Origin of the sequence: Paenibacillus antri (assembly GCF_005765165.1) — a bacterium.
Classification (GTDB): Bacteria; Bacillota; Bacilli; order Paenibacillales; family YIM-B00363; genus Paenibacillus_AE; species Paenibacillus_AE antri.
Genome location: NZ_VCIW01000007.1, coordinates 85,646 through 108,715, shown reverse-complemented (window position 1 = coordinate 108,715; position 23,070 = coordinate 85,646). Strand labels below are relative to the sequence as shown.

15 protein-coding genes are annotated in these 23,070 nt (G+C 56.7%); all 15 read right to left on the bottom strand.

The window, feature by feature from the left end:
* Positions 1–15: 15 nt before the first annotated feature.
* The 15 genes from FE782_RS12935 to FE782_RS12865 all read right to left on the bottom strand — a co-directional run bounded on the left by FE782_RS12935 (position 16) and on the right by FE782_RS12865 (position 23,007).
* Entirely contained in the window at positions 16–627 is a 612-nt protein-coding gene (locus tag FE782_RS12935) for an SGNH/GDSL hydrolase family protein (protein WP_158299379.1), read from the bottom strand.
* Positions 624–1,847 carry a glycoside hydrolase family 130 protein gene (locus FE782_RS12930; RefSeq protein WP_138194517.1) on the bottom strand — a complete coding sequence of 408 codons (1,224 nt, stop codon included), beginning with the start codon at positions 1,845–1,847 and terminating at the stop codon, positions 624–626. Before FE782_RS12930 ends, FE782_RS12935 begins: the two co-directional genes overlap by 4 nt.
* A 25-nt stretch (positions 1,848–1,872) precedes the next feature.
* The gene (locus tag FE782_RS12925) at positions 1,873–3,261 is read right to left on the bottom strand and encodes an FAD-dependent oxidoreductase (RefSeq protein WP_138194516.1); all 1,389 of its coding nucleotides are present in this window, start codon (positions 3,259–3,261) and stop codon (positions 1,873–1,875) included.
* 14 nt (positions 3,262–3,275) lie between these two features.
* A complete protein-coding gene (locus FE782_RS12920; RefSeq protein WP_138194515.1) occupies positions 3,276–4,811 on the bottom strand; it encodes an FAD-dependent oxidoreductase in 1,536 nt (511 codons plus the stop codon).
* Between the two features lie 392 nt (positions 4,812–5,203).
* The gene (locus FE782_RS12915) at positions 5,204–6,400 is read right to left on the bottom strand and encodes a DnaB-like helicase C-terminal domain-containing protein (RefSeq protein ID WP_138194514.1); all 1,197 of its coding nucleotides are present in this window, start codon (positions 6,398–6,400) and stop codon (positions 5,204–5,206) included.
* Between the two features lie 492 nt (positions 6,401–6,892).
* Positions 6,893–8,713: a cache domain-containing sensor histidine kinase gene (locus tag FE782_RS12910; RefSeq protein WP_138194513.1), complete on the bottom strand. Its 1,821-nt coding sequence runs from the start codon at positions 8,711–8,713 to the stop codon at positions 6,893–6,895.
* Positions 8,714–8,716: 3 nt separating this feature from the next.
* The gene (locus FE782_RS12905) at positions 8,717–10,366 is read right to left on the bottom strand and encodes a response regulator (RefSeq protein WP_138194512.1); all 1,650 of its coding nucleotides are present in this window, start codon (positions 10,364–10,366) and stop codon (positions 8,717–8,719) included.
* 87 nt (positions 10,367–10,453) lie between these two features.
* A complete protein-coding gene (locus FE782_RS12900) occupies positions 10,454–12,022 on the bottom strand; it encodes an extracellular solute-binding protein (RefSeq protein ID WP_138194511.1) in 1,569 nt (522 codons plus the stop codon).
* A 128-nt stretch (positions 12,023–12,150) separates the two neighbouring features.
* Positions 12,151–13,023, bottom strand: a complete 873-nt coding sequence (locus FE782_RS12895; RefSeq protein WP_238392464.1) for a carbohydrate ABC transporter permease — start codon at positions 13,021–13,023, stop codon at positions 12,151–12,153.
* A gap of 17 nt (positions 13,024–13,040) precedes the next feature.
* Positions 13,041–14,018, bottom strand: coding sequence for an ABC transporter permease (locus FE782_RS12890; protein ID WP_138194509.1), 978 nt, complete (start codon positions 14,016–14,018; stop codon positions 13,041–13,043).
* A 223-nt stretch (positions 14,019–14,241) separates the two neighbouring features.
* Positions 14,242–15,363: an NADH:flavin oxidoreductase gene (locus tag FE782_RS12885; protein ID WP_138194508.1), complete on the bottom strand. Its 1,122-nt coding sequence runs from the start codon at positions 15,361–15,363 to the stop codon at positions 14,242–14,244.
* 508 nt (positions 15,364–15,871) lie between these two features.
* A complete protein-coding gene (locus FE782_RS12880; RefSeq protein ID WP_138194507.1) occupies positions 15,872–18,148 on the bottom strand; it encodes a glycoside hydrolase family 95 protein in 2,277 nt (758 codons plus the stop codon).
* Positions 18,149–18,168: 20 nt separating this feature from the next.
* Positions 18,169–19,722 carry a glycoside hydrolase family 43 protein gene (locus tag FE782_RS12875; RefSeq protein WP_138194506.1) on the bottom strand — a complete coding sequence of 518 codons (1,554 nt, stop codon included), beginning with the start codon at positions 19,720–19,722 and terminating at the stop codon, positions 18,169–18,171.
* 14 nt (positions 19,723–19,736) lie between these two features.
* Complete coding sequence (locus FE782_RS12870) at positions 19,737–21,302, bottom strand: response regulator transcription factor (protein ID WP_158299378.1); 1,566 nt, start codon at positions 21,300–21,302, stop codon at positions 19,737–19,739.
* Complete coding sequence (locus FE782_RS12865; RefSeq protein WP_158299377.1) at positions 21,295–23,007, bottom strand: sensor histidine kinase; 1,713 nt, start codon at positions 23,005–23,007, stop codon at positions 21,295–21,297. The genes FE782_RS12870 and FE782_RS12865 overlap by 8 nt, the downstream gene beginning before the upstream one ends.
* Positions 23,008–23,070: the final 63 nt, after the last annotated feature.

Sequence of the window (23,070 nt, the reverse complement as noted above, 5' to 3'; positions counted from 1 at the left end):
AAGGCTTCCTTCCCGTTACAACCGGCTCAGGAATGCGCTCGCCATCTGCGCGATTCGCCGATGCCCCGCTTCGTTCGGGTGGAGGCGGTCCGAGGTCAACGCGTCCAGCGTCAGCTTGTTGAAGCCGCTCTCCGTATACAAGTCCAATACCGGCAGCGCGTACGCCGCGCCGATCTCCCTGATCGCGTCCGCGTAGTCGAGCAGCCGATGCCCGATCTCGTTGGCCCGCTCATGATCGTACCCGTCCTTGTCCCGCTGCAGCGGCGTCCATAAGCTCAGACGGCAGGCCGGATTCCGGGAGAGAATCGATTCGACGAGCGTAACGTATGCGCCGCGGAAGGTGCGGATGTCCCGTTCGCCGTCTGCGCCGGGCGGCATATTCAACCGGTAGTCGTTCGTGCCCGCGAAGATCGTCACGCAGTCGTACGCCGGCTCCATGCCGAGGCCGACATGCACGGTGGCGCCGTGGTCCCGGTCGCTGCCGGCCGTCAGCGGACAGCCGCTCTTCCCGTAATTGTCGACCTTTCCGAATCCGAGCGCCGCGGCGACCAACGGCTGATACCCGTTCGCCGCCGTAATGCTGTCGCCGAGCGTCGCCCAGCTTTTCCCCGCCCATCGCTCCGTCACTCGGCTTCCCTCCGATTTCCGCAGGCGTCGAACGTCCGGACGTACCGAACGAGCTCCGCGAAGTTCACCCAGGAGATGCCGACCTTCTGGTCCGCCGCCCCGTAGGACATGATCAGCTCCTCGCCGACGACGATGCCGCCGGTCGTGAACAGGCAAGGCGTCGGGTAATCGGTCGGCAGCTCCCAGTCCTGCTGCGCGTACATGAGCCGGTCCGAACAGCGATGCGTCACGACCGGGAAGTCGTTCTCCCGCTCGCGGACGATCAGGAACGACTGCGTATAGCCGAAGCGAATATCCTTCTTCCCATGATAGGATACCAGCCATTCGTCGTCCGAGATGCGCAGCGGCGCCCAGCTGGCTCCGACCCGATCCGCTTCCCAATCGAACAAGCTCATCGCGAGCAGCCGATGCGCGGCCTGCGGACCGGCGAGCCCCTCCAGCGTCTCCGCCGCGGCCATATACATCGAAGGTCCGATGTCCTCCCCGCCTGGGAACGGCCGAGGATTCATCGGACGATGAAGCGCCACGTATTGCGGCTTCCCGTCGATCGTCATTTTCTCCGGGAAAAGAAATACGTCGCGATTGTCGCTGACCGAGCCGTCGGTGAGCGGGCACACGTAGGCGAACGCTTCGTCGTAGCGGCGCTCCTTCAGCTTGGCCAGATCGAGCTTGTACAGCACGGTCACCGTGTCGTTGCTGCGGCATACGTCGTAGAAGGGGCCCGCGCCCGACTCGACCCAATCCGGCACGTAATCGTAACGCGTAACGACGGGAGGCTCTTGATCCGCCATCCAATACGGGCCCGGCGGAAACATGCGGCAGGCGACGGACACGTAGAGCTCCCCTTCGATCGGGAAAATCCGCGGATCTTCGATGCAGCCGTTCGCGTAATCTCGGACCCGTCGGCCCGCGACGTCGCGAATCCAGATGTCCTCGTCCTCGAAGCCTAGCCTCGGCGCCAGCGCCGGACGCGAGAAGTCGGCCTCCCAACTGACGCCGCCGTCCTCGCTGACCGCATACCCGAGGAAGATCGGATACGGCGGCAGCTTGCCCTCCCGCCGCTTCTCGGGCCACGGTCCGGTCGCGCGGAATAACATATGCAGCGCGTCCGAATCCGGGTCCTTCACGATCGCCGGGTTCAACACCATCTTGCTGGCCCAATCGCAGCCTTCGACCGGCGCGAGCGCGGGCTCCGGCGAATAACGGAATTGCGGTTTCATAGCAGAATACTCTCCCTCGGGTTGGTCAGATTTCCAAGTAAGCGCCTTGCCGCTTGAGCGCGGCTTGCAGCTCCGGAATCGAAATGTCGTCGGTTCGCTTATTCTCCAACGCCGCCAGCGCGGCCGCGACGCCGCCGCCGTGTCCGATCGCGCCGGCGATCGGCGTCACGCGGATGCCCCCCTGCGCCTCGAACGTCGTGGAGATGCAGCGGCCCACCGTGACAAGGTTCTGTACCTTGTCGTTAATGAGGCACCGATACGGAATGCTGTACGTCTCGCCGGATTTCAGGTGCTTGATTTCCGAATTCCGCTTTCGAAAATGCTCCTCCCGCTCTCCCTTCGGCGGATGGATGTCGATCGGATAGCCGCCGTGCGCGATCACGTCCTCGAACGTCCGGCACTCCACCAGATCGTCCAGGGTGAGCGTATAGAGGCCCTTAATTTGCCGCGAGCTGCGCACGCCGACGGACGGGCCGGAGGAGACGACGACCGCTTCTTCGAAGCCGACGATCTTCGCCTTCAGGAACGTCTCCAGCTCCTTCACATGCCTGCGGCCGACGACCTCCGCTTGGCTGAGGCTCCACGGATCGGTGCTGTCGTGACCCAGGATTCTCGACGTATTGACGATCACCTCGCCCGGATTGTTCGTCTCGAAGAAGAGCAGATCGTCGCGCACGCCCGACAGCTCGCCGCTGTCCATCGCTTGCTTCATCGCGCTGACGAAGCCGCCGATCGACAGCCGCTCCGCCCGCAGCACCCGCTGCCGATCCTCCTCGGTCGCGAGCCGCGGGAACTCCTCCGGATGCGTCCGGATGTATTCCTTCACGCGGGCGATATCGACGTTCCGTACCTTCATATTCATCGTCATCGGCTGCATCGCGCCGTCCGTCTCCCGGCCCTTATGGAACTCGACGCCGGCCCATGCCGACAAGTCGGCGTCGCCGGACGCGTCGACGAACACCTTGCCGCGGATTTCCGTCAAGCCCGCTTTATTGCACACCTTCACCGACCGGATGCGCCCGTCCTCGACGCTCGCTTCCGCCAGCATCGTATGATACAGCAGCTCGCCGCCGCTCTCCGTGAACATCAGGTCCAGCTCGTACTTCATCCCTTCGGCGTCGAACGGCGTCACGGTATACGTATACCCCGTCGTATCCTCGATATGACCCGGCGACTTGCCCCTCGCCTTCATCCGGTCGATCAACTCGCCGGGGAGACCTTGCACGACCTGCGTCGGTCCCGAATGGAACGTCATCATCGGGCCGACGCCGGCCGCCGTCAGCATGCCGCCCAGAAAGCCGTATTGCTCGATCAGTACGGTGCGCGCGCCGCATCGGGCCGCGCCGATCGCGGCCATCGCGCCGGCGATGCCGCCGCCGACGACGACGACGTCGAAGCTCTTGCTTTGATTCATCGATAGGCTCCTCCCTATAACGGATTTCCGGTCGTGCCCGGCGGCGTGACGTAATCGTCGCCTAAATCCAGCACTTGGCCGCCGCGTTCCAATGCGGCGCGCAGCTCCGCGTACGGCAGCTCCTGCACCGCGCCGCCGCGCCGCGCCGTCAATACCGCCGCCGTCGCCGCCGACTGCCCCAGCACCATGAACGCCGGCTCCATCCGAATCGAACCGTACGCCGCATGCGTCGCGGACAGACAGACGGGCACCAGCAGGTTTTCGCACTCCGACCGCTTCGGAACGATCGCTCGATAGCTGATCGGGTACGGCGCCGCCACCCTCCCCATCATCCCGCCCTCCGTGCATAAGAAGCCTTCCTCGTCCAGGCAATATTGAATGTAATGCGAATCCATCGCGTACGAGCCGAGCCCGACCGGGTCGTCGGCGAGCGCTTCCCGGCGCGCCGTATGCTCCGTCACCACGACTTCCCCGAGCATCCGTCTCGCCTCGCGGACGTACAATTGCGACGGCCAATGGCCGGACTCCGTAAACTCGTCCTTCGGCAGCCCCCACGGACGGTACGACTCCCGAATCCGCTCAGGTACGCGAGGGTGGTGCTGCACCGTCCAGACAAGCCCCTTCTGGAACGTCTCGTGCTCCCGCTCGATCCGCCGGCGCGTCTCGTCGTCCGCCTCCGCATAGTCGTAATTCATGCCGATATAATCCGTCGAGAAGACGCCTGTATTGTTGGAGTCCGTCTTCCGGCCGGGCATCATCGTCAGCTTGAAGATCGGCGCGTCATACCCCGCCTCGAGCAGTCGGAACAAGATCTCGTAATCTTCCTCTCGATAGCCGTCCGGCTTCTCGACGGGTACGCGGTTGTCCGGATCGTCGGTGAGGCACATCCGGTAATTGTACGCCTGCACCTTCCGATCGCCCTCGCCGACCGCCCCGCCCGGATCGGGATTCACCCGCGCCAGCAGCCCGCTCGACTTGTCGCCCGGAACGCGGTACGGGTCGACTGCGGGATGCAGCCGGACCGGCTTCCGAATCCCGTTATTCGACTCGCCGTACCGATCGTTGCTCTCGCGGCCGACCGTGTACGAGACGCCGGCGCCGGCCATCAGGTCTCCTTCGTACGTCGCGTCGATAAAGACGCGGCCGCGGACGACCTCGCCCGATTCCAGCGTCATCGACGTCACCCGCCCCTGCTCCGTCGCGACTCCGCCGTTCCTGTCCAACCTGGCGTTCCGCCGCACGTCCAGCCCGGCTTCCTCCGCCCAGCGCGTAAGCACCCGCAGCGCCGCGCTCGGCTCGAACCGCCACATCGGGCCTTCCCTGCCGCAGTCCGCGGCGAGCCGCTCGTAAAACTCCCTCGCCATTCCGCCGATTCCTGCGGGATCCCCCGCGTCGGTCGCGCCGAGGCCGCCCGTCGTCAGCCCGCCGATCCGGCTGCTCGGCTCCAGCACGATCGCCTTCATCCCCATGCGGGCGACCTGTATGCCGGCGACGATGCCCGCCGCATTACCGCCATAGACGACTACATCGTACATCTCCACTCGTTCCACCGTTTCCGCTGCCTCCAAGCATCTGTAAGATTCCTATATTGTAGACTTCTGTTGGCGGGATTCGAATGTTCATTCTTCGCATTTCTGATGTAATCGTATATAAATTCCGTGCATGCGAAAAAACCGTCAGGCATCGCTCTCGCCTAACGGTCCTACGCGTTCGTGCATATGCAATTATGCGTGCAGGGAGGGCGCGGGTCATACGCTCCGTTCGCTCCGTTGTCGTCGTGTTCTTTGATTGAATAGGGAAAAAGGTAGAAACGCGACGACAAAAAGTCGCTCACTCCGGTATGCCCCACGCCTACTCAGCTATAGCGCAAGACTTCACTGATCCGGTAGTCTGAGGATCAAATAAACGCACCCGTCTACAAATCCAGTATATTATAATGTATTTATCTACCAATTGTTACCATTAGACCATATTGTTTAAAATAAGCAAGCTCGATGAGTCCCATTCTTCCATTTCGATGTTTAGCTACAATTACCTCAGTGATATTTTTTTTGTAACTTTCTGAGTCATACTCTACTACTTCTTGGTGAAGCAAAATGATTATATCTGCAACAGATTCGATACTCCCCAAATCTTTTAAATCACTTATTAGCGGTCGTTTATCTAATCTATGTATAGGGGCTAATGATGCTAACACAACTACTGAACACTTAAGCTTCTTCGCTAAACTCTTTAATTTTTTTATGTTTCTAGTATTTACCTCGAAGTCACTTTGTGAGTCATCGCAATTTAATAAGTTCAAGTTATCAATGATTATTACTTTGGGATGCACTCTAGCACATTTCTCCAATATTTCTTCGACATTAATATCACTTTCATCATTAATGAACAAGGAAGACTGGTGGATACCTTCAACGGCCATGACGAGTCTATCCCAATCTTCCGCCTCTAGACAACCAGATCGAATCCTGGATTTATCGACTTTTCCCGTAGCCGCAATAAGATTTCTAATAATGTTGCTTGAGGTAGATTCCAAGGAGAAAAATGCAACGGTCTCCTTAAGAAAAACACTTACATTTTTAGCAATAGTAAGGGCAAAATCAGATTTTCCCATACTTGGTGCTGAAGCAATAACGACTAATTCGGATTGGTTTAACCCTCCTATTAGGTTATCAAGATCGGAAAATCCCGTAGGTATAGATTTTGGGTTAAATACTTCTTCAATAAACTCATCGTTTTTATACGTTTCATTCTTGGATATGTGGTTATTCGATGTTTGCTCAAGTTTCTCCAAAATCAAATTCACACTTGTTTCAAGACCGCTTACTTTGGATTCTAAATCTCCAGTGTTTAATCGGTTCCCATTTGTTAGAACAGTATCATACCATCGGTCTCTATGTTTTATTAACTCGTTCACTGTAAATTTTCTACCCTTTGGATGTTTCGAATTGTATGCCTGAACCTCTGCATGACAATCAAAGCACAAAGGAATGCAGTTTTCGAATGTGTCTTCTCCACCGTCCGCCTTCTGCTTTATATGGTGCAATTCAATTTTTATACCACAGAATTTGTGACAGAGACAGCAGTGCCTGCCGCAGGATACTAGTGCTTTCACTGATACATTATTTGAAAATGCCATACGTTCTCCATTTCCATGGTGATAATTGGCACAACCCTATCTCCTAAGCATCGTATTCATTATAATATCAACTCAGTCTTTCTAATAGATTGAGATTTACATATTCACATTCATTGACTGAACCTAATCCAATTTCGTCCTTTGTTTCACAATCTTCCGACGCTTTCGTCTTCATAGCCGAGGTCTATCAATCTAGATACTGCTGCTTCCCTTATTTTAGACCAATTACCCACTTGATCTTCATTGGTATAGTATCTTGCTATCACCGTCAATTACATCCTCATCGATAAAGCTCCTCCGCCGTACGATCCATCCAGCTGAGCGAAGGGAATTCCAGGAGAAGGAGCGGCGGAACACGAAGACACTCCCCCGCGGCACTCCCGATAAACACCCTTCCTAAGCACAAAAACCGCCAAGCGAAATCCCAGTTCGCCTGACGGTCCTATCCATGTTCGTTCTCATGCATTACGCGCCCGGCAGCAGCTCCTCCTCCTACGGCTGAGGCGCGTCGACCACGCGGATTTCCACCTTCGTCCCTTCGCCGAGGCGCGATTCGACGACGACCTCCGACGCCTTGCCGAAGTACAGCTCGATCCGCTCTCGCACGTTGAACAGCCCGTAGCTCTTCGCGTCCTGCCGATCCTCTCCTGGCTCGCCGAGCGCCGCCGCCTTCTCCTCGCTCATGCCGACGCCGTTGTCGGTCACCGTCAGACGATAGCCCTGCTCCGTCGCGCGCCCTTCGATGCGCAGGCGGCCTTTGCGGTCCGACAGCTGCTGAATGCCGTGAAGCAGCGCGTTTTCGATGATCGGCTGCAGGCTCAGCTTCGGAATGGTTCGGGACAGCAGATCGGGTTCGACGTCGATCTCGTAGTCGAACAGATCGTGGAAGCGGCTCGTTTGGATGTCCAAGTACGACTGCGCCAGGTTGATTTCGTCCTCGACCGTCACGATATCCTTGCCCTTGTTCAGCGACAGCCGGAAATATTGCGCCAGCGACGTGACGATGTCACTGATTTCGTCCGCGTCCCGGCGAATCGCCATCCAGTTGATCGTGTCCAGTGTGTTGTACAGGAAGTGGGGATTGATTTGCGCCTGCAGCGCCCGCAGCTGCGCCTCCCGCTCCCGGGCGTTGGCGCTGTACGTCTCCTTCATCAGATGACGCATCGTGCCGATCAAGCGATGGACATTGCTCTCCAGCCCCAAGATCGACCCTTGGCCGGTCTCCGCGTGTTCGAGATCGGCGTCGATCCCTTCCTTCTTGATCATGACGCCGATGTTGCGTATTTTGCGGATCGTCGTCTCCGTAATGACGCCGAAGACGAAGAAGACGACGAGAATAAATAGGATGAGGCAGATGACGACGATGACGAACGTCGTGGTCGTCGCGTACCGTTCGTTGCCGGAGGCGAGATTCGCGGCCGGAATGCGGGCGACGACCTTCCAATCCGTACCTGCGATGGTTTTGAAAATAAAATATTCGCCGCCATCCCCGTCTACCGCAATTCCTTCCTCCTGTCCGCGAAGGGACTCCCACCGCTCCCGCTCCATGAAGGATCCGATGAGTCCGCTGTCCGGATGGGAGACGACCGTGCCGCCGCCGTCGTAGACGGCGATGCTGCCGCCCGCGAGCTGCACGTCGGCGAGCACGGACGAGAGCAGCCGCTCCGGCATGTCGACCGCAAGGAGACCGATAATATGGGAGAAGTCGGCCGGATGTTTAATGACGCGGACCTGCGGAATGACGGCCGTTCGCTGCAGCGCGTTCAAATACCGGATCTCTTGCGTGTCGAGCCAGACCGGCGCCCCCAGCGCCCGCTCCGCCTCCGGATACCAAGGCTCCCGCTGGACGGAGCTAAGCCGATAGAACGTCAGATTGTCCGAGGCGTACATCTTGCGGTCCTCGACGAACAGTCGGATTTTCCATACTTCGTTGCGGTTTTCGAGCGCTTGGATCATATTGGACAGCTGCGTCTGGTCCTCGATTTGCGCAAGCATCGTATCTTCCTGCGGCGACCGTCCCAAACGTTCGTAAATCTCGATATTCTTCATTAAACTATCGGACGTCTCCCGCACCTTCGACATCCGATAGGCGATATTCGACTCCACTTGGCGAACGGCCTGCAGCATCGAGTCGGCGACCTCGTCCTTCAGGATCGAGGATGACTTGACGAAGTAATAGCGGGCGAACAACAGCGTCGGCAAAAAAATAAGGATCAAATAGACGAGCCATATTCTCTTCATCTTCATCCCGGCCAGAACATCGAATAAGGGCCGAAGCCTCCGCTCGATGGCCGCCTGCGCTCGTCTTCGCACGTCCTACCCCTCCGGTTCGCTCGTACCGTGCATATTGCGGAATTCGCTGGGGCTCAGTCCCGTGTACCGCTTGAACTGCTTGCTGAAGTAACCCGGCTCCGAATACCCGATAGCGTAGCATATATCGTACAACCGGATGGAAGAGTCCTTCAGCAGATCGATCGCCCTGTCCATCCGCACCTTCGTCATGTACTCGTTCAACGTATACCCCGTCTCTTGCTTGAAAATAAGGCACACGTACGTCGTCGTCAAGTACACTTCTTCCGCGATTTGCGCGATCGTCAAATTTTCGTTGTACCGACTTTCGATCAGCGACTTGATTCTTTCGATCACGTTCCGGGATTTCTTCGTTTTCTTCTCGTTAATGCATTGCGCCACCGCTTGCATGTAGCTCCCGATCGCGGCGTTCATCTCGGCGATCGTCTCGAGCCTGGCTACGTCGTCCCGCACCTTCACCTCCAACGCTTCCTGCTCCGGCGTCCATGCGTGGATGCCGGCCAGAAACCGGGAGGAGAGCGCGACGATATCCTGGAAGATCATTCGGCAATACTGGATCGGCGCGTTGCGCCGGCGGGACAGCCGTTCGGTCAGCTCCTCCAGGAACCGCTGGATGCTTCCGATCTCCGCCGCCTTCAAGATCGCCTCCAGCTTGTCGAGCTCCTCCCGAACGTCCTTATAATCGAACGCATCCGGCGAAACGAGCTGGTCGATGCGAATAAGGCGATTTTTGCCGAGAAACAGCTTCTGCTGCAGCGCATCCTCCGCCTGATCGAACGAGCGGTGAACGAGCCCTGGCTCGTGCACCGGATTGCCGACGCCGATCGATATGCTGATCTGCAGGAAGCGCGTCAGGAAGTCGTCCAGCTTCGCCTTCAGTCCGACGAGATTTTCGTAGAGCGCCTCCACCTCCGATTCTTCGCGGAAACCGAGGATCGCCGCGAACATGAACCGACGATATTCGAACACATAGCCGTTCGTGAATTGATCGATCGACTCTTGGCATATATTTTGGATGGAAAAGGAGATCAGCTCGATCTCTTTCTGCGGCATCCGCTCCAGTAAGAATTGCCGATCGTCGATCGCCAGGACGCAGACGCAATATTCGGCTTCGAGCGGCAGCCGCAGCTCCAGGAATGCGATCTGCCCTTCCAGCTCCGCCCGCGTCAGCTCTCGCTCCGTAATGAGGCGATGCAGAAATTTCTCCTTCAGCAGCGGCACGCTCTGATGCAGCTTCGCCGTCATCTGCCGCATCAGTTCGCGCTGCCGCTTCTCCGAATCGGCGAGCTTCGCGATTTTGCCGAAGACGGCGCCGAGCTCCTTGCGGTCGATCGGCTTCAAGATATAATCGACGGCATCCATCTTCATCGCCGATTTTAAATAATCGACGTCGTCGTAGCCGCTGACGAATACGATCTTCACGTCCGCATCCGACTCGCGCAGCCGCTTCGCGAACGCGATGCCGTCCAGCTTCGGCATCTTGATGTCGGTGATGACGATGTCCGGGAGAAGCTCCCGATATAGCGCAAGCCCGCCTTCCCCGTCGGCCGCCTCGCCGACGACTTGAATGCCGTAGCTCGCCCAATCGATATAGTCGCGCAGTCCGGTACGCGTCGACAGCTCGTCGTCCACGATGATCATTCGCTGCATAGCCATTCCCGCCCTCCATGATGATGACCCGGGGAAAGAGCGTCAAGCAGCCTGGCGTATCGCCAGGCTGCTTGTCGATTCAGGTTCCGCCGCTTACTTGTTTTCCGCGTACCACTTGTTGATCGCCGCAGTCAGCTCCGTGCCGCCCTGCTTGTCGTATTCGGCGACGAAGTCGTCGTACGCCTTCTTCAGATCGCCGGTCTCGACGACCGCCTTCACCAGGAACTCCGTCTCCATATTGTTCAGCGACGTCTGATATTTTTGCGCTTCCGCAAGGCTCGTCGCATATCCCGTGTAATCGATGTGGATCCAATCCTTCGTTACGTTGGCGTTCATCTGTTCGAACGAAGCCGCCATCTCCGGCGTCTTCCTCGCGCGCGCCTGCCACAGCTTATATTCCGAGCCCGCCTTCGGAGCGCCGGTGAACTGCTTGGAGTTCTTCAGCTCGTCGAACGCCGGAAGAATCGGGAAGTACTTGCCGTTATTGATTTCGAAGTGAGTGCCTTCTTCGCCCAAGTACGTCGACAAGAAGATGTCCGGATCGGCGCGAAGGTTCATATAATCCATAGCCGCCTCGGGGTTTTTCGCCGTCTTCGGAATGACTTCGTACGTAGACGCCTGCATTCTTTGCGACAAGTACGGAAGTCCGCTTGCGCCGGCCAGCGCCGTAATCATCTCGACGTTCGCGTTCGGATTGTTTTCCTTCACCGCCGGCACGAGCGTCGGGATGTCCCAGAAGAACGCCGGAGCGAGCGTCGCCGCTTCCGCCGTGTTGAACTTCTGCATCGTATTGGCGAATTTGTTGATCGGGAAGTCTTTATCGAGCAAGCCCTCTTGATACAGCTTGTTCATGAACGCGACATAATCGAAGTATTGCGGCGTCTTCACGCGCGGCACGAGCTGTCCGTCGATCTCGTACCACGGCGCCGTGCCGAGCCCGAAGGCGCTGCCGATGATCGAGTTGAAGCCGTCCGAGCCGCTCGCGGTCAGCGGGGTAATGCCTTTCTTTTCCTTCACCGTCTTTAAGTAGGTATAAAATTCGTCCAACGTCTTCGGCGTCGCGAGGCCCAGCTCGTCGCGAAGATCGGTTCGGAGGCCGATCCCGCCTTGGATCAAGCCGTACGGGTCATTGACGTCGCCGCCGCCTTCGAACGGAACGCCGTATTTCTTCCCGTTCGACGTCGCCGACTTCCAGCCCATCTCGGAAACCGCGTTCGTAATGTTGCCGCCGTTCGCCGCCAAGAGGTCGTCCAGCTCCATCAGCGCGCCGTTGCCGAGCAGCTCGGCGAATTGCAAGTTACTGACTTTAATAATGTCATAGTTTTCGCCGGACGCCAATTCGAGCATCAGCTTCTGATTCGCGTTATCCTTCGGCAGCGTGTAATATTCGACTTTGTAGCCGGTCTCTTCCTGAATCCGCAGCGCCGACGCGTCCGTATTCGGATCGAACGCCTGGTACGGGATCAGCATCTTCAGGACCGGCTTCTCCGCTTCCTTCGCCGGTTGTTCCGCCGGCTGTTCCGGAGACGTAGCCGACGCCGACTGCTCCGCCGGAGGTTCTTCGGACGTCTGCGGCGCGGCGCCGCCGCCGCAAGCCGCCAGCAGCGAAGACAGCAATGCAGTAACGACCGTTAGTGTGAGCCAAGACTTACCCTTTTCCAATACGAACACCTCATCCTCTTTTATGTTTTGCTTTCGAGTACAGCTCTATTATGTGAAAGCGGTTCATTTTCCCCAAGCGACGTCTTTCTAGTTTCTAGTTCATTCCTATAGAGATTGGATTTCGACGATTATCCCTTCACCGAGCCGATCGTAATCCCTTTCACGAAATACTTCTGCAAGAACGGATACAGGCACAAGATCGGCAGCGTCGACAGCATGATCGTAGCCGCCCGAATCGATTCCGGGTCGACGTTCATCATCCGGTCCGCGTCGAGCTCCATCCCCATCTCCGGCGTCGTCTGGCTGATCAGCTCGTACAAATACATCTGCAGCGGCTTCAGATCCGGCTTCGTAATATACAGCACCGCAGAGAAATAATTGTTCCAATAAGCGACCGCGAAAAACAGTCCGACCGCCGCCATAACGGGCAGCGCCATCGGCAGCACGATCCGGAACAGGATCGTAAAGTTGTTGGCGCCGTCGATCCGCGCGGATTCCTCCACGCTCTCCGGCAGCTCCTCGAAGAACGTCTTCACTAGCAATATATTGAAGACAGACAGCATGCCTGGCACGATGAGCGCCCACAGCGTGTTCACGAGACCGAACGTCTTGTAGAGCAAATAGTTCGGCACCATGCCGCCGCTGAACAGCATCACGAAGACGAAGACCAGCATGAAAAACTTCCTGCCCTTCAGTTTCGGCTTCGACAGCGGATACGCGATCATAACTGTCATCGTCAGCGCCAGCACCGTCCCGACGAGCGTCACGATCACCGAGTTCCGGAAGGAACCGACAAACTGCTCTTGTTCGAGCACGTATTGGAACGTCCCGATTTGGAAGTCCACCGGGAGGAACGTCACCTGACCGAGGCTGATCGCCACCTGGCTGCTGAGCGACTTCGCCAGCACGTGGAGGAAGGGCAGCAACGTCGTCAATCCCAGTATAAACAACACGACAATATTCACAACGTTAAATACTTGTTCTCCTCGAGTCGTCCGCATCGTCCGCATGCGCTCCTTTACCAGATGCTCTTCTTCATAAATCGCTTCGCGAGGCTGTTCGCCGACACGATGAGCACGAACGCTACGACGGAATTGAACAGGCCGACCGCCGTGCCGAGACTAAAGTTCATCTGCCCGAGGCCCATTCGATAGACGTACGTGCCGATAATGTCCGCGACCTCGTACACCGTCGGATTGTACATAATGAAGATCTGCTCGAAACCCGCGTCCAGAATGTGACCGACCTTCAGGATGAGCAGCAGCAGGATCGTCGGCGCGATACCGGGAAGGGTGATGTATACGATCTTCTGCAGCTTGCTTGCGCCGTCTACCGTGGCCGCCTCGTATTGCTCCTGATCGATGCCCGTGATCGCGGCGAGATAGATGATGGAGCTCCAGCCGATATCTTTCCAGCCGTCCGTCGCTACAAGCACGCTGCGGAAGATCGACTTGTCCATCAAGAAGCTGATCGTATGTCCCGTCGCCGCGTCCAGGAACTGGTTGACGATGCCCGTCGAACCGAGCAGCGTGACGAAGATGCCGCTCACGACCGCCCACGACAAGAAGTGCGGCAGGTACAGCACGGTTTGGAGCACCTTCTTGAACCACGCGACGCGAAGCTCGTTCAGCAGAATCGCCAACAGGATCGGCAGCGGGAACAGAAACACCAGCTTATATACGCTGATCAGGAGCGTATTGGCGAGCGCCTGCTTAAAATCGGCGCGGCCGAATACATTTTCGAAATGCTCCAGACCTACCCAAGGACTCGCCAGCAAGGACGTAAACGGGTTGTTTCCGGCGAACATGTTGAAATCCTTGAACGCCAAGGTAATCCCGTACATCGGAAGGTAGTTAAAGACGAGCGCGAACAGCAATCCGGGAATGAGCAGCAGGTACATGTCGTAATTGGTTTTCAAGTAGGCGAGCAACTCGCGCTTCGGCTTCGGACGCGCCGCCGCCGCACTGCCCGGGGATTGTATCGGTTTGGCTTGCATCGGTCTGACCTCCTGTAACTGTAGCTGGTAGCTATCATTATGGAGTCTCCCGATGGTTTGCGGTAGCGAGAGCATTTCGATTTCTAGTTCATTTGTATAGTAAATTAAAGAGGTCCAAAACTTCATAAAATCGGTTAAGGATGCAATGACACGGTTCCACGGTATAAAAAAACAGCGATGGAATGGTTCCATCGCTGTCCAGCAGGTCGCGAAGACAATGAAATCAAGATAGCGAACTCAGCGCTTCAGGGGTGAAAGGCTTCAGTTCGTCAAGACGGCCGTCTCGTACCTTAGCCGCCCATGCCGGGTCAACCAGCAGCGCACGGCCGACTGCAACCAGATCGAACTCTCGATCGTTGAGCTTGTGGATCAAGGTATCCACGTTCGCCGTACCTGCGTTTTCCCCTCGGAACGAAGAAATAAACTCGTTATCCAGACCTACGGAGCCTACGGTGATCGTAGGTTTACCGGTTAATTTTTTAACCCAGCCTGCGAAGTTTAGATCGGAACCGGCGAACTCCGGTTCCCAGAAGCGGCGGGTCGAGCAGTGAAATGCATCTACGCCCGCTTCTACAAGCGGCGCAAGGAAATTGGCCAATTCATCCGGATTGGCTGCCAATTTCGCCTCGTAATCACTTGATTTCCATTGCGATATCCGCAGTAAGATAGGGAAATCGGGTCCTACGGCGCGACGGCAAGCCGCAATAATTTCAGCCGCGAATCGGGTTCTTTTCACAAGGTCTCCGCCGTAGCTATCGGTGCGCCGGTTCGTTCTCTCCCAGAAAAACTGATCGATCAAATAACCGTGAGCGCCATGAAGCTCAATCCCGTCGAAGCCGATCCGTTTGGCATCCGCCGCGGCTTGCGCGTATGCGGCAATAACGGAATCGATCCGTTCCCGGCTCATCGGCTCATTGACTTTTTCCCCGGTCGCGAGATCCAAACCTGAAGGTCCGATCGGCCGTTCCTCCGGGTTCGGAACGGCTCCTACCTTACGGTCCGTGCCGATATGCCACAGCTGCGGCATAATTACCCCGCCGGCTTCATGTACTTCTGCGACGACGCGAGCCCAACCGTTCAGCGCTTCTTCCCCATGGAAATTCGGAATATTCGGATTATTGGTGGCAGCCGGATCGTTGATCAGAGTACCCTCCGTAATAATGAGCCCGACACCGTTCTCAGCGCGGCGACGGTAATAAGCGGCCACATCAGGCCCCGGCACTCCTCCGGGAGAGAAGGCTCTCGTCATTGGAGCCATGACGACCCGGTTCTTTAGGTTCAAAGTTCCAAGCTTGAAGGACTCAAATAAAGGTCCTAGCTTGTAGGCAGGTTTTTGATTATTCATTTCAGCATTACCTCCATTGCGAATAAATTCTGATCTCAGAAGCCTCGCCACTCTAACTGTCATATAAATTGTTACAGATTTTAAATTCACTTTACCATACTTTTTCCGAAAGTACTACTTTTTAACTTACAAGCCGCTCAGGGGCTGTTATCACAGAATACTTTTTGGCATGCTTATGCTTCCAAAACGCAACGGCAAACTTGTGCTGCCCAACCAAAAAAAGCCCTTGAGTGTCAAGGACTTTCAGTTTGTAGACAAAGCTCCGAAAGGAGCAAGGGCTACAGGCTTTTTTTGTCGTATGGAGTCAAGAGGTTCGGAAATCGCCTATATCCGTACGACCTTGCATCTGCCCATATGCTGGAACATCCGCGCTTCCGATGGGAATATATCCCCTTCCGGCGGCACCTTAACCGCGCGGGACAACGCGTAAGCCGCCCAAGCGTCAGCTCCGCTGCAGCGAAGCGCTGCGGCATACCGTCATCGCATCGGCGCAATTGCTTGATTGGTTCTAATACGGATTCGTCTCAATAAACTTACCCTCCCGCAGAGCGTACGTTCTTCCGGCGGTAACCGCAAACTCCAACGGCTTCGAATTGCCGATTCGAACCCTGCAAATACGGGACAGCCCCGCGTTAATCCGGGCCTCTTCAAGCTCCCCTCGGACCCAAGTCAAACTGACCGTAAAGCCCCCCCGCGCGCGCAGCCCGTAAGCTTCCCCTTCCGTCCATTCCGGAGGCAATGCCGGCAACAGATGCAGTTCATCGTTCTGACTTTGCAGCAACATCTCCGCGATTCCGGCAGTGCCGCCGAAATTGCCGTCGATTTGGAACGGGGGATGGTGATCCAGCAAGTTCGGCAAGGTGGATTTGGCTAATAAAGCCTGAAGATGCTCTCCCGCCTGCTTCCCGTTCTCTAGTCTCGCCCAGAAGTTAATAATCCAGGCGCGGCTCCAACCGGTGTGTCCGCCGCCGTTCGCCAATCTTCGTTCCAGCGTAACTCGCGCGGCTTCGGCCAACTCCGGCGTTCCGCCGACGCTGATCTCGTTGCCCGGATGCAGTCCGAACAGGTGGGAGATGTGGCGATGTCCAGGCTCCTCTTCATCGTAATCATGAATCCATTCCTGAATCTGCCCGTGCTTCCCGACCCTCGTCCGCGGAAGCCGGCTAGCCGCCTCCGACAGTTCTCCTCTGAAAGCTTCGTCGACATGCAACAACGACGATGCCTCGATGCATGCCCCGAACAACGCTCTCAACAGCTGATTGTCCATAGTGGCTCCGTAAGTAAACACCGCCGGATCCCCGTTATCCAGCAGATAAGTGTTTTCCGGCGAGACGGAAGGACAGGTGACCAACTCCCCTTCCGGACTCTCGACAAGGAAATCCAATGCGAATAACGACGACTCTTTCAATATATCGTAATGCTTTGCCAGGAACTCCAAATCTCCTGTATAACGGTAGCGCTCCCACAGATGGAGCGATAACCATACCAGCCCGAGCGGCCAATACGTTGCCGGGATCCAGGTATCCTGAGGAGCGCTATCCGCCCAAATATCTGTATTGTGATGCGCCGCTGAACCCCGGCACCCGTACATGACGGCGGCCGTTCGTTTCCCCGAAAGGTTCAGACGCTCGATCAGTTCGAAAAGAGGTTCGTGCAGCTCCGACAAATTACAAGATTCCGCAAGCCAATAATTCATCTGCAGATTAATGTTGATGGTGAATTTACTATCCCAGCTTGGAAGGAAGTCCTTGTTCCAAATCCCTTGAAGGTTTGCGGGCAATGATCCGGGACGGCTTGAGGAGATCAGCAAGTAGCGCCCATAATGGAAGTAGAGCGCCGTCAGGCCGTGATCCCGCTCCCCTGATTTCACGCGCTCCAATCGTTCGGCCGTGTCGAGGTGTGCCGGCTCCGCGTCTCCGCCCAACGAAAATCGAACCCGTCCGAACAACCGCGCGTAGTCCGCAATGTGGTCTTCGCGCACCGCCGAATACCCTTTGGAAGCGGCCGCATCTACGCGCTCTAAGCAATAAGCTTCGGGATCGGCGTGTCGGAACGTCGTCGCGGCCGCGAGGTAAAAGACGACTTCTTCCGCGCCTTCGACGACGAGATGTTCGCCGATCGATTGCACCGTGCCGCCTACCGTTTCGCAACGAAGGACGGCTCGGAAGTCCACGCCGCCTTCCCCGCCGCCGTTCCCTCGCATCGACAACATGTTGACTCCGATTCGGTCGATCCGTTCGGCGTATCTCCATTTCGCCCGACCGAGCCGCGCCGTTACGTCGAGCGCCCCGGGTACACTCGCGGCTAATCGAATGGCGAGGACATTGTCCGGATGACTGGCGAGTAATTCTCGAGTATACTCTACGTCGCCGATCCGATACCGGACCCGTGCGATAGCTTCCGATAGATTCAAATCCCGAACGTATTCTACCGCGTCCTCCTCTTTGGCGTTCGGGAATGTCAGCAAGACATCTCCCAGCGGCACGTAATGTCGCTGTGTCTCCGGCAACCCCGTAAGCGCCAATGCGGCTAGGCGTTCGGCTTCCTTCGGACGGCCGGCAAAGACGAGCTCGCGGATCCGCGGCAGGTAAGCCGCTGCGTCCGGGTTGTGCCGGTCACGCGGTCCGCCGTACCATAAGGAGTCCTCGTTCAACGAAATGATTTCGCTGCGAACCTTCCCGAACACCATCGCCCCGAGCTTCCCGTTGCCCAGAGGCAACGCCTCGTTCCATTCCGACGCAGGCTTGCGGTACCAAAGCTTCCGATCGTCGTTCGCGCTCAACATGATTCCTCCCCTGCAAGCAGTTATCTCGGAACATCAGTAACCGTAAAGTCGTCGAAATCCGCGTACCCGCCGACCTCGCGGTCCGCTTGCGCAAACAAACCGACTTTCGCGCCGACCCACTTACTGACGGTCGCTTGGAACGGAGGGCGGGCGACCGACTCATAATGCATTCCGTCGAAGCTGTACTGAAATGTGCACATCGCGCCCGGTTCGACGAGAACGCGCAGCGATAATTCGGGTGCAGAGGTTTCGAGCTTCCACGCGATCGCTTGCTTCTCTGTATCCCCCTCGAGCAACCGGAGCTCCGCGTTTCCATTCTCGTTGAACGCGAGGATCAGCGCGGCATAGCTGTACCCGAACACAATGAGACCCGCGGAGTCTCCTTCTCTAAGACCTGTGCCATCCAGTCGAACGCCGGCTTGGAACGATAAAGCAGGGAACTTCTGAAGCAACAGGTACGGCGCTTGGTACAGCGACGAGGCGCTTTCGGGCGACCGCCTGCTATACAGCCGCAGCCATCCGCTTCGTTCCGCGAGCGAGTACCATCCCGACTCGGGGTTCGCTTGCCATTGCCACTGCAGCCCCAATCGTTCTTGGTCGAAACCGTCGTCTGTTGCGGGAGTCTCGATCGGATATCGGTTCCCGACATTCGGCTTCGGCGCGCGGAGCACCGGCTCACCGATCCCGTCTCCGTCCGCGTCTTCCCCCATCGACGGCCAATCGTCGTCCATCCAGGTCATCGGTTGCAAGTGGACGATCCTCCCGTAGGCATCCTTATGCTGGAAATGCATAAACCAGGATTCTCCGGACGCCAGCTCGATCCAAGCGCCTTGATGCGGGCCGTTCACAGGGCTGTTCCCTTGTTTCAGTACAATGCGGTCTTCGTACGGACCGAATGGATGGCGCGCACGAAGCACGGTTTGCCATCCTTCTTCGACGCCCCCCGCCGGGGCGAAAATATAATAATAATCCCCGCGTTTATACATCTTCGGTCCTTCGATTGTCGGATGCCGCTCCGGATCGTCGATCACGACGACGCCTTCGTCCAGAAGCCGTCTACCGTCCGGGGACATTCGTCGCACGCGAAGCCGATGTTTGATCCCGCTCCGACTATGCGCGTAAGCATGCACCAAGTACGCCTGACCGTCATCGTCCCAGAACGGGCAAGCGTCGATTAAGCCTTTTCCCTCATGTACAAGATGAATTTCGGACCATTCGCCGGCTGGCTCGGACGCTTTCGTCATGAAGATGCCTACGTCCGGGTCCCCGTAGAAAATCCAAAACATCCCGTCGTGAAATCGAATACTCGGCGCCCAGACGCCGTTCCCGTGCTGAGGCTTATCGTAACCGGGCAACGGCATATGCGGAATCGCGTGATGGATCAAGCGCCAGTTAATCAAATCCTTCGAATGCAAAATCGGCAACCCCGGGATATGTCCGAAACTGGAAGCCGTCATATAGAAGTCTTCGCCGACGCGAATGGCGTCGGGATCGGAATAATCCGCGTGCAGAATCGGATTGGCGAACGTTCCGTCTCCCTGATCCGATACCCGCGTCTTGGACAAGTATGTCATGAATAAGGCTCCTCTCAAGTTTGTAGACGCGGCTTGTATTCGCTGGGACTCAAGCCGGTATATTTTTTAAATACCTTAGAGAAGTAAGCGCGATCCGAGTACCCTAGCATATACGCCGTATTTTCCGCCGTTTCGCCAACCGCGAGCAGCCGCTTCGCTTCTTCCATCTTGATTAAGTGCACATGGTCCGTGAAGTTCATACCCGTAAGCTTTTTGAAATACCGCGAAAAGTAACTCGGATTCAGGTGCAAGTACCTCGCAATGTCGATCGACGTCACGTTCCGAAACATGTTTTCGTATATAAAGGCGTTAATCGCCTTGAGGTCCGGATCCGTCGAAGACTCGGAGGAAGACGTATTCCCTTGAATCAGACGGTCCGCGTACCATCGCACGATTCGGAAAGCCTCTTCCAGGCGAACCGATCGATCGATATCCTCGTGAATACCCGAAGGCACCGACCGTCCCAACCGAACGCTGGCCTCCTGTAAGCAACGCAATACTTTCTCCTTCGCGCCGTTCGCTTCCCTTTCCGTTTCTCGGATGGCCTGTTCGATATTGCTGAAATACAAGTGGGATAACGAACGATCGCCGGCGGCCAACGCCTCGGTCCATTTCGCCGTCAGCCCTTCCGAACCCGCGCGGGCCGCGCCCTGCGTCGCTTGTCGGACCATGTTTCCCTTCGCGCCGTCGACGAAATATTCGAACTCCGCCCGATCTCTCGCTCTGTGAAGTAAGGCGCCGAGACCAGGCAAGTCGCTGGACTCCGCCTCGACGAAATAATAGCTGCGAACCTTAAGAAACTCCGCCAGTTTCGCTTGATATAGCGGTGCGAAGCGGCGCAATTCGGCCGTTGCGTCGTCGGCGCTCGCATCGCAAGCGATGAGCCATAACCGATGGTCCATGAAAGGAAACGCCGTCACGCGCATGTCCGATGCCACTTCCGCGGCGATATTGTAAGCCGCGTATCGAATTAATTCGACGCGCTGACGGTCGTACGTTTCAGCCAGGTCGCCGGCGTCCAGATGGAACCAACCGACGGCGAAATTCGAGTCGCTCCAACCGATCCCGAGCCGCCTTCCGTGCTCCAGCATTGCCGACGGTTGCCCCGTGCCGGTGAGTTCAGTAAAGAACTGTCGGAGCAGAACGTCGCGGTTTCGCTCCAAGTCGCTCTTGTAGGCGATGCGCTCCAGCTGTTCTTGTTCGAGCGCAAGACGGGACGCCGCCTTCCGCAGCGTATCCGCGAAAGTTTCCGGATTCAACTCATCCTTAACGACATAATCGTCCGCATCGATACGAAGCGCTTCCTTCACATATTGAAAATCTTCGTGACAAGTGAGGAAGACGACGCGCAGCGCAGGGCGGGCGTCACGGAACCGGCGGGCTAAGTCGATGCCATTGCCGTCCGGAAGCCCGATATCGGTTACTAAGATGTCGGGCTTGACCGATTCGAATCGCTCAAGCGCCTCAGCCGCGGAATACGCCTCCGCGCAAACCGACAATCCCAGCGCATCCCAAGGTACCAATTTGCGTAAATACTCAACGACGGGTACATCGTCGTCGATAAGCATGACCTTAATCATCGATCGCATCCTCCCCGTCGTGATCGCGGATTGGGATAAACAAGCGAGCGACGACCCCCTCTTGTTTACCGGACTCGATACGGAGGGCCGCTTGTTCTCCGAATGCAAGCTTCGACCGGCGCAACACATTGTAGAGCCCGATGCCTCTCTCGCCGGTTCGTTCCGTCTCGCCCATAAGCGTGCGTTGCAGTTGGTCGGTTTGCTCCTCTGTCACGCCCCGCCCATTGTCGACAATCCGAATCTCGATCCCGCCGATCGCCTCGGCAACCTCGACTCGAATTCGCGGCGCCCGGGAATCTCGGGTAAAGCCGTGAATGATGCTATTCTCCACCAGCGGCTGCAACAGCAACCGAGGAACCATGATTCCCCGGAACCGATCCGGCAACAGGACCTCGAAATCGATATCGAGTCGATTTCTCATGCGCATGATAGAGACGTACTGCGCTAACAGCTTGCATTCGTCCCCTAGCGACAGCGGCTCATGAACCCGGAGATGGGCGCGAAGCAACGCCATTAACGCATCGATCGTTTCGCTGTTCGCACGGTCGCCTTCGATCGCAAGATTACACTTGATGGAATTTAGCGTATTGAGCAAGAAATGCGGTTGAATCTGAGAGTACAATGCGTACAACTCGATTGTGCGTTTCTCTTCTTGCTCTGCTTCCACTTTGCGAATTAACGCGTTGATATTGTCCAGCATTCGGTTGATCGAAGCGCCCAGCAACGAAATTTCGTCCTGCCCCGCTGCGTTGTATCGAATCGAGCTGTTGCCTTCGCCATACTGCGAGGCGACGCGCATTAATTTGCGGATCGGTCGATTCAACCCCTGCGCGATCACGCCCGACATGAACAGAAAGACGAACAGCACGATGCTTACGGCCATGATCGTGTACCAGAAGCGCTGCGCCATGTCTCCGGTCGCGCTGCTCGCTTCCAGGTCGTACGTCAACGTCCAAGACGTACCGGGCACGGCGATCGTCTCCCGCATCCACCCCGTTCGCGGGCCGTCCGACAACGTCCGCGGACTTCCCTCCATGCCCGCCAGCAAAGATCCGTCCGTTTCGTAGAGCGTAAAGATGCCGTCCCCCGCATTGCGGAACAACCCACCGAAATACGAGTCAGGGACGCCGACGAACAACGTTCCCAGCACCTCGCCGTGGAACGGATCGTAGACCGTCTTTTTTAAGAAGAGATAGTAAGAGGCGCGGAATGCGTCTCCGTAACCGCTCTCTCGCTCCGCTCGAAACCAACGAACGAGCCCTGTCGAAGCTTCGGCTTCCGATAGATGCTTGAACCGTGGGTCGGCTAGAAGTCTAGCGATTTCAACGGCGTTCATCGATCCGATGAGCGGGTAATTCGCTCGATTGACGTAGAACGCATTAACGTGAACAAGAGACAGCTTACCGACCTGCAGCGCAGCCGTTTCGTTCAAACGCGTAAAGACTCGGTAATCTTCGAAATTGCCGAATCCGTTGAGTTCGCTAAGCGACCTTAAATCAAGAAACAATCCGTTCGCTTGCGAAGCCGAATACTGGTTGACCGTGTAGATCACGTCATTGGCGGTTTTGGATAAATCGTTGGCAAGAATACCGATGATCCCTTTCATATTTGTACGGACATTCTCCTCGTTCGCCTGCTTGTTCGTGACGTACGAAAGCCCCGTAATGATAAGCAAAGGAATGATCAGAAACAGCAGCAACGCCACCTGAATCCTCCGATAGAAGGATATGCGATACATCCAACCCAAACCCGATTCCCCCGTTGACCC